Below are 16,544 nucleotides of genomic sequence, written 5' to 3'. Positions count from 1 at the left end.
TAACCCTATACGAATCAACAGCTTAGAAAACGATTTTGACACCTAAAACTTGACACCCATTTCCATGTGCTTCGGATACCCCAGACGAAAAAAACGCTGAATTCATAGAAACTCCAGTACCTCCCATAGGCTGTGAACGGAAGAGAGATCTCACAATGATCGAGATGAGGTCATCGTGGCCAGGTTGCCCATCACCTCGGATTGACAGTTGGGAAACCCTAGCGCACCGTCCATCGCCTTTGCCCTCCCCCAAATCACCAATCTCAAGGGTGGACAGCTGGCGCGTATCGCAGTGTTGTCTGCGGCGAGGCGCGGGATGTCCAGTCACACCTGAAAAAAATTACGGTTTGCGCTGGACGTGATTCAAGCCGATTCGGATACTAATATTAGCTTCGATAACACAAGCTAGGGGCCTAACACCAACTGGACTAAATATATGCGGAGGTAGTGCTTGTATCCGTAGAACACGGCGACGGATAAATCGATAATTGGTTCAAACGCTAAGTCAATATTCATTTAATTAATGCCCCGCCAGCAGTCCCGGCAAAGAGCTATTAGAGACCACTTGGTTGAGGATGACCAAGCAATCGCTCAGTGAAATGCTGCCTAGGAACTGAGTACGCTGGGAAGCAGCAACCGCCTTCCTTGCGCTCCCCCATGCTTAGGTATGCCGATAACGACGAACCCTCTCGTCCAGCCTAATCCTTACCCCCCGGCGTATTCGCTGATCAGCGTCTAGGCCGGCAATTCCTTATCAGCGAAACACAGACCAACAGATATACCAAACAACATATCAATTGTCGGCCAACCTTTCACTGCTACGTGAGGTTAATGCAAAATCCCGTCCCTAAATACATGTAAGAGTATGCTTTTAATACACTGTTTAAAACTTTAGACGCACGCACGAAAGTTCTTGACCAGAGCAACCAGACCACTACGCTATGCCGCTTTCAACGTAGGGTCTCATTATGCTTACCTACCAAGTGCAGGATGATCGCATCACATTCAAGTGGGATGATGATGAATGTATTCACGACTACAGGATTTCTACTATCCACACTCCATCGTGGGTCGACAAAGAAGTGCTCTATAAAGTAGCCGAGGCGGTTAGGGCATTGTGCATCACTGGAGAGACTACTAGCTATTCAGGACGCTTCCGGGCAAGTAGATATATCTTCAACCACGTTACCAAGCTCCGGTTAAAGTTCCCGCCTGCGGAAGATAACTGGAGCAACTTCATACTTACACACTACTCTCATCACCTCTACAACAAAGATCATAAGCCCAAAACCCGATATGACCATTGGAACGCGGTGGCGTTTGTTTACAAAAAACTGAGGCGGGATGGATTCATACCGGAAGACACATTCATCCCAAATGCAAAAGCGAATTCCGTCAGTCAACCGGAGGATATGTCTCAACCGGCTGGTTACGGGACTGTGCACACGCCTATTCCCAGAGGGCCACGATTTCTGCTTCCCAAAAAATACCTTGTGGAAGAAGGCTTGAGTTTTGAAGATGACGTGTACCTACTTAATCTTAAGAACACTCTCGAGACAAGGGCCGATGCCATCGTCGAATGCTCGGTAGACTACTGGAATCGAATGCTAAGATGCCACGCCCGAGGTGATGAGCTATGTAAGAACATCTCGAACGACGAAATCGAGGCGGTGCTCGAGAGCGGACAATTCAGCAGAAACGGGATGCATCTTGCGCATCCAGATTCGCCTACAGGTATTAACTGGTTTCTAGCCGTCGCTCGATATTACGCCGAACAGACTGACGAGCTTAAATCGATGACATTCGACGACCTGCAAGAACTACCTTTCTTCAGGCCCGTCATCTACAACTCCCATAGCAAGCCAAAACTTAGGGCACGACTATGGGAGGCTGCCGGCGACGACTGTATCGATAACAATACAGTTAACGAAACTTTCAACCGACTACTCGGCTACTTGTCACCCAGAGACTGCGCAGTTGCAAGTGCGATCATTGCATCAGAAAACCCTTCGTTCAATCCATCATCACTGACCAACATAAGGTTATACCGACGAGACGGAAAATTCTATCTACGCGGCAATAGTGACACCAAGCGAATAACAGTCAGCGTTAGCAAACCTCGCGCGCAGTCACGCAAGGTCTCTGTACTTCCCCCATTGAGCACTCGGATCGTTATGGATGTGATTCGGTGTACAAACATGCCAAGACGACGCCTTTTATCGGAGGGTAAGAGCGGGTGGAGGAAGCTGTTCCTTGTCTCGAGCAGAAACCAAATTGGCTCCAGTCCTAACTTTGCAAAAACCTTGACTACAAATGCTGGACTCTCTCTGCACGATTTATATAAAGATGAACTAGACAAAGTAGGCGTAACTCCAAGCATGGTCAATCTCTACACGATCCGATGCACTCAAGGGATTTTGGAGTTTTTGCGTACTGGTAGTCTCCAGGCCGTAGCGGACATGCTGGGTAACTCTTTGCAGGTGGTCAGAGATAAATATATTCCGGCCTGGATGGTTCATCGATGGGCGACGAGGTTTTTCAGGGTGCTACATCAAAAGTTTATCTTAGTAGCAACAGAGGGCGAGCCTTGGCAGTTAGCTGCATCTGACTTTAGCACTCGAGAAGAGCTACAGGCTTTTGTCCGACGGATACTATTAGGCCTTAAGAAGGGAGATCCCTTAAGCGAAGCCTTACGCTCGAAGCTGGGTCATTACTCGCCTGACCCCAGCTCTCTAATTGAAATGTTTGTAGAGCGCGAACTGCTATTTGATCGGAGTGCGGGTAGCCTTGCCGCGATCTACGCATACGCAGATGCCGTCGATAAGCTTGTACCAGAAGAACGCTTAGTGATCGATGAGCGAACTAGCGTGCCCTTATGGATCTTCCCGGTGCTCAGGGATTTAGTAGCGAAAACAATTTCCCTCGATTTCGATAGCGCATCTAACGCTGAGATGGTTATTGCGGGCAGGGTTTCGGGCGACTCCATGAGTGAACTCCGAAAATCGCATGCTCGTGCGACCATCCTGAAGCAAGACCTTCGTCCGCTAGTCTCCCTTTCCGATTGGAAGGCCATCTAATGGAAGACTTTTCATTCGACGAACGTCGTATCAAAGCGATGATCGAGCACGCGGAACGGCAAAGCAAAATCTATAAAAGAAGCCACAGCTATCAAGCAGATTGGCTGGTAAGAGGTGGGATCGGAAGTCAGGAATGGCTGGTCAGTTTTCCAGGTGGGTCAAAGCTTCAGTGCATGAGCTTTGATCGCTTGATGGCGGACGGCACCAACCTCACCGACGACCCTAATAAGCTGCTGCTGGAAACGGTGCAGAAATGGTTATTTCACTGTCGCATGGGCACCATTACAGGTAAACCAGTCGCGGAAGGTCGATGGATCACATACTTTAGCTTCGCTATGAATCTGGCGGCACGCGCCAATCTTTATAAAGATACTTATGAAACCAGTACGCATGGCTTCAGGCTCTTCGATGAGGATGCCTGCAAAGCTATCGCCGAAACTTTCAGTCAGGGTGGATGGACTGCTGCTTTGTTGTTGAAGGAGCGTTTCATTTCACACCTGCTCGATATCTTACCTGTCTCCTTCTCATTAGAAGATCTTATATCAGACCCGGACGCCCTGCCAGTTGAGCTCACAAGAGAAGCGATTTCCTACTTTACTCGAAACGATCTCTATGTCTCCAGCGCCCAAAACAGCACCTATGATAAAGGATTGCTGTCAAGAGACTATATTGGCTCCATTCTCGGTCGACCTTCAACGTCTCTGCATAATGCAAATTTTCGACTGTTCATTAGGCAGTTTGAGCCGGCCTTAGCCCATGACGACTTACTACAAAGAGGTGTACGAGCAAACCTTCACAGCACTCAAAATACTAAGACAATAGATGAAGCAGCTGACGGGGCGATGGGCATCAGCTCTTTTATGGATACCATGTCGTGTCTAAAATTATTTTTCCAAGGCCATGATATTCTGCCCGAAGACATCCCCGACATTAAGCTGAACATTGATCAACTTGTTCTTGATTACAAGCCACACTTGAAGCCAGGTGGCCACACCAAATTGCTACCTCTTGATATTGGCTTCAAATGCCTGAATCAGGCCTGCAAGTGGATAACAGTCTACGGAAATGCCATAGTTGAGTCTCTGATTTTTTACATCGAGCAATTCGTCTCTATTGACGAAGACAATTCATTGTCGAAACAGTCCGTAAAAAAGAACGAGCTCTTCCAGAAAACAAAACACCTTTGGATGACGAGAGGTATGGAAAACCTACCTGCCCAGCCGCTATTCCAAGCGCTCAACATAAGCAGGCTCCAAACCAAAGAGAAGAAAAATTTCCCTGTAGATAAAACCAACTACAAAATGGTGATGGAATCTTTTTATGGCGCTTGCGCCATAATTATCGGCATCGTAAAACCTATTCGGAATACTGAGCTTAGTACCCTTGAACGTAACTGCCTATCTACTGACCAGGGCAACAATGGCGCTTTTATGGGCCACATGGTTGGCAAAACTGGGGAGTTGGGTGCAAACGACTTCATTGAGCGCCCTATTCCCTACGTTGCTGCCCATGCCATCCAGCTACTCCAAGTGCTCGGCGAAAAGCTAGCAGATATCTATGGAGATGAATCGGAGTACGCAGGGAGGCTGTTTTATATTCCGGGCAGAGGATTCAAATGCCCTAGTGGCGAAATTCCCGAATGGAAAGTAAACTTGTGCATTAATACTTTCTGTGACGCTATCCAACTGCCCGTCGATAAAATAGGTCGGCGATGGTATGTGCGCATTCACGAGATGAGAAAATTCTTCCTCCTGCTCGTACATAGACACGTAGGAGATTCAGGGAAAGAATTGCTGAGGTATATGGCAGGTCACTCCAATAGGAAGCATATTGATGATTACACAGATTATGAACCGTCAGATTCGGAAGCCGTCCGATATGAATCCGAATGCATCGACGACAAGCTCATTGCTCTTGAAAACGGCTTGCTGTCCAAAGATACAAACCAAGGGCTTCTAGCGCTTTACATAGAAGCCTTGAAGCACTTCAAAGCCACCAGCATCGCCTCGATTAGTAACAAGGAATTGCTCAAATACCTAGACAAAATGGTGCAACAACCTGAGTTCGATATGACCACATATAAAGTCAGGCTTGAATCTTACGACGAAGAAATCTACACCATTGATTTCGCCATTTGCCTAGGAGGCCAAAAAGATGAGAGATACAACAAATAAAAATCTCCACTCTCGTCACACTTGGCTTTCACAGGTGCTATCTAAAGAAATTACACCGTCGAAAGCCCAGCTTCGAGCCCTATCCTCGATGCGAGGCTTCTGCAAACTCGATGTCGCTGGCTGCTTCACATCGATTTCGCTCAACTCCCTGAAGCAAGCGGCTAAGGTCGCACAGTTTGGCATCTCTGGGTCAAGCCTGTGGGACAACATGCTACAGATGAGATCCAGGGCATTTGCCCTGTTGACTCCCAAGGTTAACCCGGCGCCTGCACCTAACCTTCCTTCAGACAAGGATCAGGCACGCATCGCGCTGCTGGAGGCTCACATCGCCTCGATGGCGTACTTTGACATCCTGACTTTCCTAGAGCGTATTGACCCTCAGAGCAACCGTAGCGCTGACGAAATCCGCGCAACCATCAGACTTAAAGTCAAAACATCCAAGGCCAAATATCAATCTTTCCTGATAAGCGACCAGATATTTTCTTCAGAGAAAATGAAGGTTATCGACGGCGGCAAAAAGGATGGGTAAGCAACTCTACACGGAATATGAATCCGTAAGCCTGCCAGACAAAGCTATGCCGATTCGGAAGGCTGGGACGTTCATTGGAAAGCCACGCACTATCGAAAACTTCGTACTTATTCGCTGGCCTAACGGTAGGCCGTGCAACCTTGCCAATCTATGGATCGCTGAGATCTGCGCGTCCACAGGCGCCAGAGATTCTGCGCGGGTAGACGCAGCGCTCATTACGCACTTCATTCGCTCTTGCTCTGTCAAGAGCATTCAATTCAGCAATTTCAACGAAACTAATTTTAAGGATTTTACTGAACAGCTAGTTCAAGAAACCAGGTCTACCCTTCGTGGTATCGCACCAGCAAGGAATAACAATCGCACCAGGCTAATCCAGCACACCACGCTTAACTTTTTGCACTGGCTAACAGAAAACTATCCAGATCTTTCTAAAACGCCGTTGGTAGGCCTAAAGAATAGTGGTGCAAATATCACGATATCTTATGAGATAAATCCCAAAACCAAGCGATCCTACATGGTTCATCCCCTGCTTGTAGCTCCCGTGCCGTACAACGATGACAAGGTGGCAATAGACGAACACATCATCCAAAAAATCCAGGATGAGATTTTCCGGAAGCGAGACTGGGAGGATCTGCCTGCTAGCTCCAAGCTTAAATCAATCAGTGACCTCGAACTCTACGATGCTACCAGTGTGTATCTATACGAGCGGCGGATGTTCACGTTAAGAATGATGAAGCTCACAGGACTACGTCCTGAGGAGCTATTTGACCTCGACCTTCAGCTCAATCAAAACATTTCGAATACACTAGAGATTGTGATCCCCACTAAAAAGCGCGGAACTCCGGCACCGTTACGCCGTTTTAAAATCAATGCTGCAGATGCAAGGCGGTTTGAAATTTACGTTGAAGCCAGGAAAGCTTACATTGACTTCCTAGCAGATCGTAAAATTTTTTTCGACCAGCCCAACAATATATTCCTAGGTGAAAATGGTAGTCGATTGAAAAAAGAGTCAATCACTAAGGAGTTTGACCGACTGTGTTTAGGTGCTGGTTTGTCAGGCACCCGCGTTTGTCTGTCCATGTTTAGACATCGTTTTGTCACGCGTCAAATCAATATCAGGCTGGAGGAAAGATTCGCCCAAGCCCCCGCTCTAAAGAAAGGGTGGACGCCGGCGCTGCGAGACGATGTTTGCGCAGAGGTGGCACAACTCACCGGGCACTCTGACCCTGAATCTCTCCATCATTATTTTCACGCTGAATACAAGGCGCTCACGTCGAGCTCGACCTACAGTTCGATGCTTGAGGCCCAGGACGAACTGGACTCTGTTAAAGACACGCTCACTGCTCTAGAGCATAAATCCAAGCTGCAAAAAAATGATCTGTCGGTTGAGATCCAAAACCTCAAAGCTCTGGCCGAAAAGCTGGAAATGCGGCTAAGCAACCGCGAGAGTGCTTAGTAGTGCTTCTACACCACCCGACCGGCCTGTGAACCAGAGTTATCACGGTGCCATACGCTACCGGTGTGCGGTTACCGATACCTGGGAGAATAGTCAGATGCGAATAGTCCGTACGCTATGGGATCTCATAAGCAAAGACCACCGCCCTCAGCGTGAGATTGAGCGCGAACGTGCGTTCATCCAAGCCGCGAACAGCCTCAAGACCCTCAGGGTGACGCCGGAAGGGGCCATGTTCATTGATCCAGAAGAGTTCCGGGAGCAAATTGTCTCCGCACGTGAGCAGTTGAAGCGCATCGTACACGACCCAAGAGCGCTTGGCGGGCCGTTCCAAGCATCTGAGAGCCATAGGGCGGATGAGGGCGCGGGTTTCGCAGTGGAGGCTCCTGTGGAGCCAATGGACTGCATTGAGGTCGTGGCCTGGCGTAGGCTTTCCAGTGGCGCTGCATTGCGCTACGTGTGCCTCCAGTCTACAAGTACGGGGCGATTCGCTGTCGCTACAGCCAGTCTGTTCACAGAAGCCATAGAGAGTCTTCCGACCTGGGTCGACGGCAATACCAACAGGCAAATTGCGAATGCCCTACAGCTCGGTGACCTCCAGTGGTACGCGACTATGAGCGAGGCTATGGATGCTTGGGATGCGGAGCTTTGATGACCCTGAGCTTTCAGTTGGGGCGCGCCCCTGCGGGGAGCGGCTGTCGTGCACCGAGCCCTTGCGATGCCAAGGTCTCGGCCCTTCGGGCTTCCATCCCACACGCCTGCGCGCTCCGCTTGCCATGCCTACCAGGCATGTGATCACCTGCCTTCGGTTCGAGCGGTCGCACAAGCTGTGCTGCATCCATACTTCAATGGCCTCATCGCTTTCGCATAGCTGAGGGTCGGTATTCCCCCCTGATAGTTCAAGCTTCAAAAAAAGCACGGCAGGCCTCCATCAAAGCAGTAGCGTCATGCAGAGCTCGATGGCGCCTGGTTGTTGGCAGTAGGCGATAAATGTCACTAGCCGCCTTCCGGCCAACTAAGACCTCCAATGGCTTCAGCTCGAAGGTGGGCATCAAATCTGCTGCCTCGTAGAGGACATCGAGCCAAAACCCGTCTTGCGGTGAATCGCTGCAAAGCACCTGCCCTGAAAACAGCTGATTCATATTTCTCGCCACAGCGACCGGGGTATCACCTTCCTGATGTAACTGATCTTGTGTGAGACCGTGCATGTCTTGCGCGTCAAACGACCAGTGCGTCCAGTACCGGACGGGCTTGATAAGCGAGCTGAAAGTGGTATCACTCGACACGACGGCAACTTCAATCGGATAGCTGTCAGGAGCTATTCCAGAAGCTTCAAAATCAATAAAAAAAGAAGGCCGTTCCACCTTGCTGCTCCTGTTTGAGGCTGCGCTTTTCAGCGGCTACACCGACTGCTTATGTGTTTGCGCCGCAATTGCTCGAACCAGCAGTTCTAGCTGTTAGCAGCCTTTGCAAGTCGATGGTCTTGCAGATGCTGCATCTCACGCTCCCATTCAACCAGAAATTTATCCCAATCCGAGGCGTATGGCCCATTAAGCAACCTGGTCGAGCCGATACTTGCCTGGTTGAAACGCTCCCTCCAGGGTTGCGGAATAGTCTGCTCCAAGATGATGTCGATGCCGGAACGGTGATGCTGCACCGTGACACAATCCCGAAGCTGGTTGAGCTCAAGTGTCTTGCCAGCATTGGGGGAGTATTTCCGTTCTTGAAGGTCAAGGTCATCAAGGATGGATAAGGCATCGAACGCCTTCGGATCGCCTGGAGATATGTTCGCAAGCATCCACAAAGCCTTTCGTCTCTTGGCCTCCAGTTCGCGGAGTTCATCGTCGGGCATTTGAGTTACCTCTTGTTGGCGTTGATGGCGTGCCGCCTGCGGCGTCAGGCTGCTGTGAATCGAGCCCCGCCAAGGCGTGTCTCGCCCCCTGCGGGCTCGCATCCCTCACGCCTGCGCGCTCCGCTTGCTTGGTTTCTGAGCCTCTGTGAAGCATAGATCGCAACGCATCCTACCCTCATGATTCGGAGCTCGGCATCGCTATTCGAAGCGTTCTGTTATCGTTCTAAAAGTAATTTAGTCGCTCTTATTCATCAGCCTTCTGGAGAGCCGGGAATGGACACAACTCGACGCGTACCAGGCAGAGCCTACCAAACGGTTCGCGATCCTGAGCGTCAGCTCATTGAAGAGCGCGCCGAAGCTCTATCTGCTGCAGGCTACCCGCTGCCAGATGATGATCCGGCTATGTACGCTGAGCAATTGTTGAAAGAGGCCAGAGCGGCAGCTCGTTCGTCGCAGCGAGATGGCGCTGCCGAAGAGGCTCCACTCTCAGCGCGAGAGGTCAGCCAAGTGCTGAGGGAGGTAGCTCTTGGGCGCCTAATTATGGTCAGAGCCTGCGAGAGGGGATGGGAAGAAATTTATGCGGAGCGCTTCAAAGTTAATGTCGAAGGTTGGCGAATGTCTATTCATAACGACCGCGATGAGCTGGGGTACTGCGAAGAGTGCATAAGCCCCGACGGACGGCGCTGGTCTTTAGACTCGGGAAATCGCTTTGGCACAGATCCCATTGCTATGCTGAGCACGTGGGAGCATCAAACGCTTGAGCGTCTCCTGAAGGCGATTTAAGTGGGGCACCCTCCGCCACCCGCCTCTTTAGACATTTACGCAGCCCTGCCAGGCTGCTAGGACGACTTCCGTGCTCAGATATTTGTCTTTCGTCCTTTGAGTCGCAAGGTACTGCCGACTGGGAAGTTAAGAGCTGCCGCCCCCCATTTTTAGCATCAAGGAAGAAAATGAAATACTCATTGCTTGAAGGCGCTCGTGTAGAGGCCACTCCAAAAGCACGTGGTGTTTGCAGTTTTTGTGGTTCCCAGACCGTCGCTAAATGCGGGAACCATGTCGTCTGGCATTGGGCTCATAAACGTTTGGACAATTGCGATCCGTGGTGGGAAACGGAAACGGCATGGCATCGCGATTGGAAGAATATGTTCCCAACCGAGTGGCAGGAAGTTGTGTTGCAAGCGTCCTCAGGGGAGCGACATATAGCAGATGTCAGAACGCCTTCAGGGATGGTTATTGAGTTTCAGAGATCGACAATACATCCTGAAGAGGTCATCGCGAGGCAAAACTACTATCAAAATATGATCTGGGTGATCGATGGCACGCGAACTGAGTTCGACAGGTACAACTTCAGAATGGGTTTGTCAAAAGTGTCGGAGAATGGACTGGCTTCATTTAGCTGGCATTCCCGCAGCAAGCTTTTTGCTCGCTGGTGGGTTTCCAAACCCGTGTTCATCGACTTCGGCCCCGATTTTGGTATATGGCGCGTCTTAAGATTCGATCCGACTCAAAAACGTGGAGTGGTGGCTTACACACACAAGGAAAAGCTGGTCGAATGGATCACCAACGGCACCACCGATTTTAGCTTCAATGGAGGCCCGGCCTCTGATAAATCCGGTACGGCGGATCAATAAAAACCGACCAAGCGTCTAGCCGGCATCTCTGTCCTTCGGGGTCATTGCTGTGCCGGCTTGCAAATCAAACACTTCGAGACTACTGAGGTACAGGACGCTCATAAAGTGCTCTCCAGGATATCCCTATAGCCCTCGCACCCTTCAGAGATAGCCCTGGAGAGTACGAGAGACGATTTCGGGAGAAGCAACTCAAGGCTTTTCCTCCCACCTTCAGCGGCGCAGGAGACGGTCTAGTATCAGCAGGGCTACTGCACCAATTGCAAGTGCAGCAACCGGCTTCTCTTTGACGAACGTAGACACACTGTCCAGTGCATCGCCATAGGTTTGAGTCAGCTGACCAGCAGCTTGGCGTCCCGCACCTTCGGCTTCAATCTTCGAATCACCCAGTAGTTTCCCCACTGCGCTTTGAGCTTTGCCGGCAACCTTCTCTACAACGCCTTCAACCTGTTCGCTTTTCATGATTTCAATACCTTCGTGAGTGAGCAGCTCAGATTCAGCTGAGCTAGCGGCGATGGGCACAGGTTTAGGGGGATGAGCTTCAAAATAAGTTCAAAGTTCCTAAGGCTCTGGAACGAACCCATCTAGTAGATAGGACATTTGCGACTCTGCTATCTTGACCGTCGACCGCTACCTGCATGAGGGTGCATGGGATGAATTATTTGGCTCATCTACACCTTGGGGGGCAATCGTCTGACGAGCTCCTGGGGAGCCTGTACGGGGACTTTGTTAAAGGCCCACTTGCAGGGCGCTTTTCTCCTAAAACTGAGGCTGCGATTCAGCTGCATCGGACGATTGATGCCTTCACTGATGCCCACGGGTTGGTCAGGCGAGCGCTATCACGATTTCCGAACGAGAAAAGGCGCTACGCCGGAATCGCTCTCGACATGTTCTTTGACCACTGCCTCGCGCGCGATTGGGAGCAATATTGTGACGTGCCGCTGGATGATTTCGCGCAGCAGATCTATGGGATTTTGGAGGCAGAGCCTAACCTTCCTTCGTCGCTGGCGCAGGTCGTGCCTTTGATGATCTCGGAGGATTGGCTGTGCGCCTATAGAGACATTGAAATGATTGGATATGGCTTGGGCATAATCTCGAAGCGCCTTTCCAGACCAGAGGGGCTTGATGGATTGTTCGAACATCTCGAAGGCAACTATGAGCTGCTGAGCGCAGACTTCAGCGATTTTTACCCAGCACTCCAAGCTTTTGCGCGTTTGCCTGCGGACGCGCAAGCCATGCGTTGAGGTTGTGCCGCACTTGCCAGCTCGATTCAAGTCTGAAGCCTGGTAAGGCGAGCGCTGTCTTATGAGAGGTGACTAATTTATGATGTCAGGATGACAAATTCGGATTCGGCATCATGAGTACACGTTCAGACCTTTTGACCAGCGCCGAGGTTCTGCTGCGCACGAAAGGCTATGCGGCCTTCAGCTATGCCGACCTTGCGGACGACATCGGCATTAAAAAGGCGAGTATTCACCATCACTTCCCCACCAAGGAAGGCTTGGCAATTGCCATCGTCGAGAGCTACCTGTTCCGGTTTAAAAAGCAGCTGGACGCTATCAATGACGAACACGTCAGTGTTGTCGACCGGCTGAATGCGTTCGCCTTGATGTTCGCACACAGCAGTCTAAACGGGATGCTTCCACTCTGTGGAGCCCTGGCCGCAGAGCTTCTGGCCCTGCCTGAAAGCCTCAAAGAAATGACAAAGGATTTCTTTGAAATACATCTAACTTGGCTCCAAGCAAATATTAAGCAGGGTCAAGATCGAGGAGAGCTCAAAGCCGACCTAGATGTAATCAGGGTTTCAAGGTTCATATTGAATACTTTGGAGGGTGCGAGCTTTGTTTCTTGGGCGATGAGCGATGATTACGAGAACTCGTCGGGGTTTGATTTTATTTTATCTAGCCTTCGTCGCTGAAAACTCTAGCAAGCGAGTTTATCGACTCTACCGCTCCATTCCCTTTCTAGGGGGCATCTTTCATCGATGTATCTTAGGTGCATCTTCCAATAGCTTCTCGATTTCGCCGCCTGCCAAGAGCACGCGGCCTTGAATCATTTGATTCGGGGCCGCGAGCCGATCTACGCTTGTTTTAATTAGCGCGGACTAAAACCCACCGGATAGATCACTCGGTATTATCTGGTGTGCGGTAGATTTGCAGCCAATGACGTGAAGGCTTGCTTGTAGGCGGCGCCTTTTCGTGGTCGCGGATCGTACAATACCGCCCATGACGAGCGTCAACCGCGCTCTTAGCTGCGTTCAACGTGACCTCTTGAAACGACCCCCCGTCGCGTCCCAGCACGTTGCCTGGGGTTACATAAACAGTCATAACGTCTCCCTAATTTCTATCCATGTGATGACGGCCTTATGCCATCAAGCCGTACAATTGCATAAAACCAACCTGATGCATAGAGATATGAGATGTCTTGTCCTGACGTCACTCTCGGAGTGATTCTGTCGGTCACAACCCTCGTTGCTTCACCATCATTATTCCCAATTCCTCTATGCAGCCTAAATCTCCAAAGCTATCGGTATCGTTATCTATCTTGTAAGCCATCCTACTACTTGGTAGGCTTGTTTCTCTTCCGGCCAAATCGTCCGGCTTATCTGAAGAGGAACGTCCACATGAGCAGCAATCTGAATGGTATCGATGTCGCCGCACTGCAGAATTTCGCCGAAGGCGTTGCTGGGGATGCGAGCAAGCGCCACGCGAGCTTCAACGTTAAGACCGAGTGGAAAGGCCAGACTCGCTCCGTAGCTAAGGTCAGCCGTTACAGCTTGGCCGGTGAGACCTATTCCCGCGATTTTGAAATTGCAGCCGATGAGCCGAATGAATTGCTGGGCGAGAACGCCGCGCCCAATCCTCAGGAGCTGCTGATGGCTGCTCTAAACGCCTGCATGTCGGTCGGCTATGCCGCCAATGCCGCGATGATGGGCATCAAGATTCACAGCCTGGAGATCGAGACTGACGGCACCCTCGACCTGCGCGGTTTCCTAGGCATCGACGAAAGCGTTAACCCAGGCTACGACGAAGTGAGTGTCGTTATTCGCCTGCACACCGATGCTTCCCGTGAGCGTGTAGAGGAGCTGCACAACGTGGTGCTCAAGACTTCGGTCAACTACGCCAACTTCTCTAAAGCCATTCGCATGCTCCCTAAGCTGGAAGTCATCGAAGGCTAACCGTCCTGGCCACAGGTCAGCACGGCACCTTGCCGCTGGCCACCTCTCACTTATCTGATACCGGAGTCTGTAATGAACGATTATTTTAAAAGCAAAAAACTGCTGGTCGTCGGCGGCACGAGCGGCATGGGCCTGGAAACAGCGCGCCAGTTTTTAAAGGCGGGTGGCAGTGTGGTTCTCACCGGCAGTAAACAGGATAAAGCCGATGCTGTGCGCGCCGAGCTGAGTCCGCTTGGGAACGTATCACTGATCGTTGCCAACCTCATGACCGAGGAAGGGATGAATTATGTACGCAGCGAAATCAATGCCAACCACAGTGACATCGGCTTCATGGTGAACTCTGCAGGCATATTCATTCCGAAGCCTTTCATCGAGCACGATGAGGCTGACTACGACATGTACCTGGATCTGAACCGCTCCGCATTCTTTATCACGCAGGCAGTGGTCAAAAATATGCTTGCTGCCAAGCGCGAAGGCTCCATTGTCAACGTCGGTTCGATTGGCGCGCAAGCCGCGCTGGCCGGATCTCCAGCAACCGCTTATTCGATGGCTAAGGCGGCCCTGCACGCAGTTACCCGAAACCTGGCAATTGAATTGGCTCACTCAGGTATCCGAGTCAATGCCGTTTCGCCTGGCATCGTTCACACCTCGATCTATGAAGGCTTCATGGACAAGGACGCGATCCCGGATGCGATGAAGTCGCTAAACGATTTCCATCCACTGGGTCGAGTCGGTGTTCCTGAAGACGTCGCCAATACCATCCTCTTTTTACTCTCCGATAAAACCTCCTGGGTGACCGGTGCTATCTGGGACGTTGATGCAGGGGTGATGGCGGTACGTGCCTAAACACCGAGGCAAGCGCCCTGTGTAGTGCCTCTCAACGGGGCGCTTTCCAGCAGGCTGCTTCGGTGACAAGGGTGCTGGCTGTAGGAGTTTCAAATGTCTATCACGACAAAAGCCGCGCTGCTGAGCTACGCGGAAACCCAGATGCGCTCAAAGGGTTACTCAGCGTTCAGTTACGGGGATCTCGCAGCGAAAGTCGGCATTAGAAAAGCCAGCATTCACCATCACTTTCCTACTAAGGAGTGCTTGGGCGCGGAGCTGATCAACGACTACATCGCTCGCTTCAACGAGACATTGCTGTCAATCGAGATCATGCATCCCGAGCCACTGCAGCGCTTGCAGGCTTTTTCCCGACTTTTCGTGATCAGCGCGAATGAGGGGCTGCTGCCGTTATGCGGTGCCTTGGCAGCGGAAATGGCTGCGCTGCCTTTGTCGCTACAAGGACTTACCAGGGACTTCTTTAATTCCCAGCTCGCCTGGCTCCAAAGCACCCTAAATGACGCAGTCCGGCAGCACCACTGGTTACTTGGAACAACTGCTGAGAGCTTCGCCTTCATGCTGCTGAGCATGTTGGAGGGAGCAAGCCTCATTGATTGGACACTGGGTCGCTCAGCCGACCCGTTGGCTGGCTTTAACCATTTGCTTGAAATGGCCGCAATGCAATCTTCACTTCTCCGTGCAGGATAAATTATGCAAACCCCTTCGAAAAAATTCGTAGTCGATATCTGGTCTGATTATGTGTGTCCTTGGTGCTGGATTGCCAAGCGTCGTTTTGAAAAAGCGCTCGAAAACTTCCTGCAGAAAGACGATGTACAGGTCAACGTTCGGGCCTATCGACTGGCTGCAAATCATGCCCCTGAACCGATGGTCGCAGCACTGAAACGTAAGCTCGGCAACCCAGATTCCGCAGCAGCGATGATGAACACTGTGAGTAAATATGGCCAGGCCGACGGGCTGGATTACCGCTTCGACACTATGATGTTCGGCGATACTGCTGATGCTCATGTCTTGGTGAAAGCGGTTGAAGACGGGGCAGTGAAAAAGCGCCTTGTGGAAGCGCTTTACGAACAAAGCACCAGCCACGGTAAGTCACTTTTTGATCGCGCCAGCTTGGCGGTGATTGCGAAAGATGCAGGTGTGTCGGATGCGGCAATTCAATTGGCGTGGTCATCTGTAGAACTGCGCGTAGAGATGGAAGCGGATGAGCATTTCGCCGCCCAGTTGGGTTCTGGCGTGCCTCTCTTCGTCTTCAACAATGAATTCTCTGTTTCCGGTGCACAACCTGAAGCTGCTTTTCTTGAAGCGCTCAATCAAATGGTAGAAAGCGCGAAAGTCGACGATAGCTCATTGATGGGCCAAGTCTGCGGCATCGATGGCTGCAAAGTTTGATCGGCAACGGAACGTGGCACTCACAAGGTGCCCCCTTTTCCTTAACACAACACGTGAGACTCAAATGAGCCGTATCGTTGAGTTGAGCGCTCCCCAATTTGCCCGCTTTGTTGCCAAAGGCAGCAGTGTCGTACTGTTCTCAGCATCTTGGTGCAAACCTTGTAAAGAGATGAAGCCAGTCTTCGTGGACTTGGAAGCAAAGCTCCATGCTCTGGCAGTGTTTGGAAAAATTGATATTGCGGTATCACCGACGATTGCGCAGATGTATGGCATTCGCACTGTGCCGTCCTTGGCAGTGTTCCACGAAGGCCGATTGTTGAAAGTCTTCGCCGGGTCTAAATCAGTTTCAGCCTTGAAAAAAGCAATCGTCACTGAGCTGGAGGACGCTAGCTAAACAAGCATCCTCCTCGACCGGTAAGTC

At 50.9% G+C, this 16,544-nt stretch carries 16 protein-coding genes; 13 read left to right on the top strand and 3 right to left on the bottom strand.

The window, feature by feature from the left end; translation table 11 throughout:
* Window positions 1-968 precede the first annotated feature (968 nt).
* From BLW22_RS33915 to BLW22_RS33900, 4 genes are read left to right on the top strand one after another with little or no spacing between them, the layout of a single operon-like run.
* Entirely contained in the window at window positions 969-3,077 is a 2,109-nt protein-coding gene (locus BLW22_RS33915) for a hypothetical protein (protein ID WP_074848765.1), read from the top strand.
* Window positions 3,077-5,251: a hypothetical protein gene (locus BLW22_RS33910; RefSeq protein ID WP_058419415.1), complete on the top strand. Its 2,175-nt coding sequence runs from the start codon at window positions 3,077-3,079 to the stop codon at window positions 5,249-5,251. Before BLW22_RS33915 ends, BLW22_RS33910 begins: the two co-directional genes overlap by 1 nt.
* Window positions 5,232-5,780, top strand: coding sequence for a hypothetical protein (locus BLW22_RS33905; protein ID WP_143007484.1), 549 nt, complete (start codon window positions 5,232-5,234; stop codon window positions 5,778-5,780). Before BLW22_RS33910 ends, BLW22_RS33905 begins: the two co-directional genes overlap by 20 nt.
* Complete coding sequence (locus tag BLW22_RS33900) at window positions 5,773-7,236, top strand: tyrosine-type recombinase/integrase (RefSeq protein ID WP_058419417.1); 1,464 nt, start codon at window positions 5,773-5,775, stop codon at window positions 7,234-7,236. The genes BLW22_RS33905 and BLW22_RS33900 overlap by 8 nt, the downstream gene beginning before the upstream one ends.
* 896 nt (window positions 7,237-8,132) lie before the next feature.
* On the opposite strand, the gene BLW22_RS33890 is transcribed toward BLW22_RS33900, so the two are convergent.
* Both BLW22_RS33890 and BLW22_RS33885 read right to left on the bottom strand, forming a co-directional pair.
* Window positions 8,133-8,597, bottom strand: a complete 465-nt coding sequence (locus tag BLW22_RS33890) for a 3'-5' exonuclease family protein (protein WP_074848764.1) — start codon at window positions 8,595-8,597, stop codon at window positions 8,133-8,135.
* Between the two features lie 86 nt (window positions 8,598-8,683).
* Window positions 8,684-9,085 carry a hypothetical protein gene (locus BLW22_RS33885; RefSeq protein ID WP_074848762.1) on the bottom strand — a complete coding sequence of 134 codons (402 nt, stop codon included), beginning with the start codon at window positions 9,083-9,085 and terminating at the stop codon, window positions 8,684-8,686.
* Window positions 9,086-9,358: 273 nt separating this feature from the next.
* On the opposite strand from BLW22_RS33885, the gene BLW22_RS35560 reads away from it, so the two are divergent.
* Both BLW22_RS35560 and BLW22_RS33875 read left to right on the top strand, forming a co-directional pair.
* A complete protein-coding gene (locus tag BLW22_RS35560; RefSeq protein WP_235865641.1) occupies window positions 9,359-9,868 on the top strand; it encodes a DUF7693 family protein in 510 nt (169 codons plus the stop codon).
* A gap of 167 nt (window positions 9,869-10,035) precedes the next feature.
* Window positions 10,036-10,716 (top strand): competence protein CoiA, encoded by a 681-nt coding sequence (locus BLW22_RS33875; RefSeq protein ID WP_070994350.1) that lies wholly within the window; start codon window positions 10,036-10,038, stop codon window positions 10,714-10,716.
* Between the two features lie 210 nt (window positions 10,717-10,926).
* Here BLW22_RS33875 and BLW22_RS33870 read toward each other — a convergent pair whose 3' ends face one another.
* A complete protein-coding gene (locus BLW22_RS33870; protein WP_074848760.1) occupies window positions 10,927-11,175 on the bottom strand; it encodes a CsbD family protein in 249 nt (82 codons plus the stop codon).
* Window positions 11,176-11,366: 191 nt separating this feature from the next.
* On the opposite strand from BLW22_RS33870, the gene BLW22_RS33865 reads away from it, so the two are divergent.
* The 7 genes from BLW22_RS33865 (at window position 11,367) to BLW22_RS33830 (ending at window position 16,517) form a co-directional block, all read left to right on the top strand.
* A complete protein-coding gene (locus BLW22_RS33865) occupies window positions 11,367-11,957 on the top strand; it encodes an acyl carrier protein phosphodiesterase (RefSeq protein ID WP_074848758.1) in 591 nt (196 codons plus the stop codon).
* A gap of 113 nt (window positions 11,958-12,070) precedes the next feature.
* Complete coding sequence (locus tag BLW22_RS33860; RefSeq protein WP_074848756.1) at window positions 12,071-12,631, top strand: TetR/AcrR family transcriptional regulator; 561 nt, start codon at window positions 12,071-12,073, stop codon at window positions 12,629-12,631.
* 705 nt (window positions 12,632-13,336) lie between these two features.
* On the top strand, window positions 13,337-13,891 hold the full coding sequence (locus BLW22_RS33850; protein ID WP_074848751.1) for an OsmC family protein: 555 nt from the start codon (window positions 13,337-13,339) through the stop codon (window positions 13,889-13,891).
* A 72-nt stretch (window positions 13,892-13,963) separates the two neighbouring features.
* Window positions 13,964-14,737 carry an SDR family NAD(P)-dependent oxidoreductase gene (locus tag BLW22_RS33845; protein ID WP_074848749.1) on the top strand — a complete coding sequence of 258 codons (774 nt, stop codon included), beginning with the start codon at window positions 13,964-13,966 and terminating at the stop codon, window positions 14,735-14,737.
* Between the two features lie 93 nt (window positions 14,738-14,830).
* Entirely contained in the window at window positions 14,831-15,421 is a 591-nt protein-coding gene (locus tag BLW22_RS33840; protein WP_074848747.1) for a TetR/AcrR family transcriptional regulator, read from the top strand.
* Window positions 15,422-15,424: 3 nt separating this feature from the next.
* Window positions 15,425-16,123 (top strand): DsbA family oxidoreductase, encoded by a 699-nt coding sequence (locus BLW22_RS33835; protein ID WP_074848745.1) that lies wholly within the window; start codon window positions 15,425-15,427, stop codon window positions 16,121-16,123.
* 64 nt (window positions 16,124-16,187) lie between these two features.
* Window positions 16,188-16,517 carry a thioredoxin family protein gene (locus BLW22_RS33830; RefSeq protein ID WP_029290787.1) on the top strand — a complete coding sequence of 110 codons (330 nt, stop codon included), beginning with the start codon at window positions 16,188-16,190 and terminating at the stop codon, window positions 16,515-16,517.
* The last annotated feature ends 27 nt before the right edge of the window (window positions 16,518-16,544 follow it).

Source organism: Pseudomonas marginalis, from assembly GCF_900105325.1.
Taxonomy (GTDB): domain Bacteria; phylum Pseudomonadota; class Gammaproteobacteria; order Pseudomonadales; family Pseudomonadaceae; genus Aquipseudomonas; species Aquipseudomonas marginalis.
Note: the sequence above shows the minus strand (reverse complement) of the source record. Positions and strands in the feature narration are given on the sequence as shown.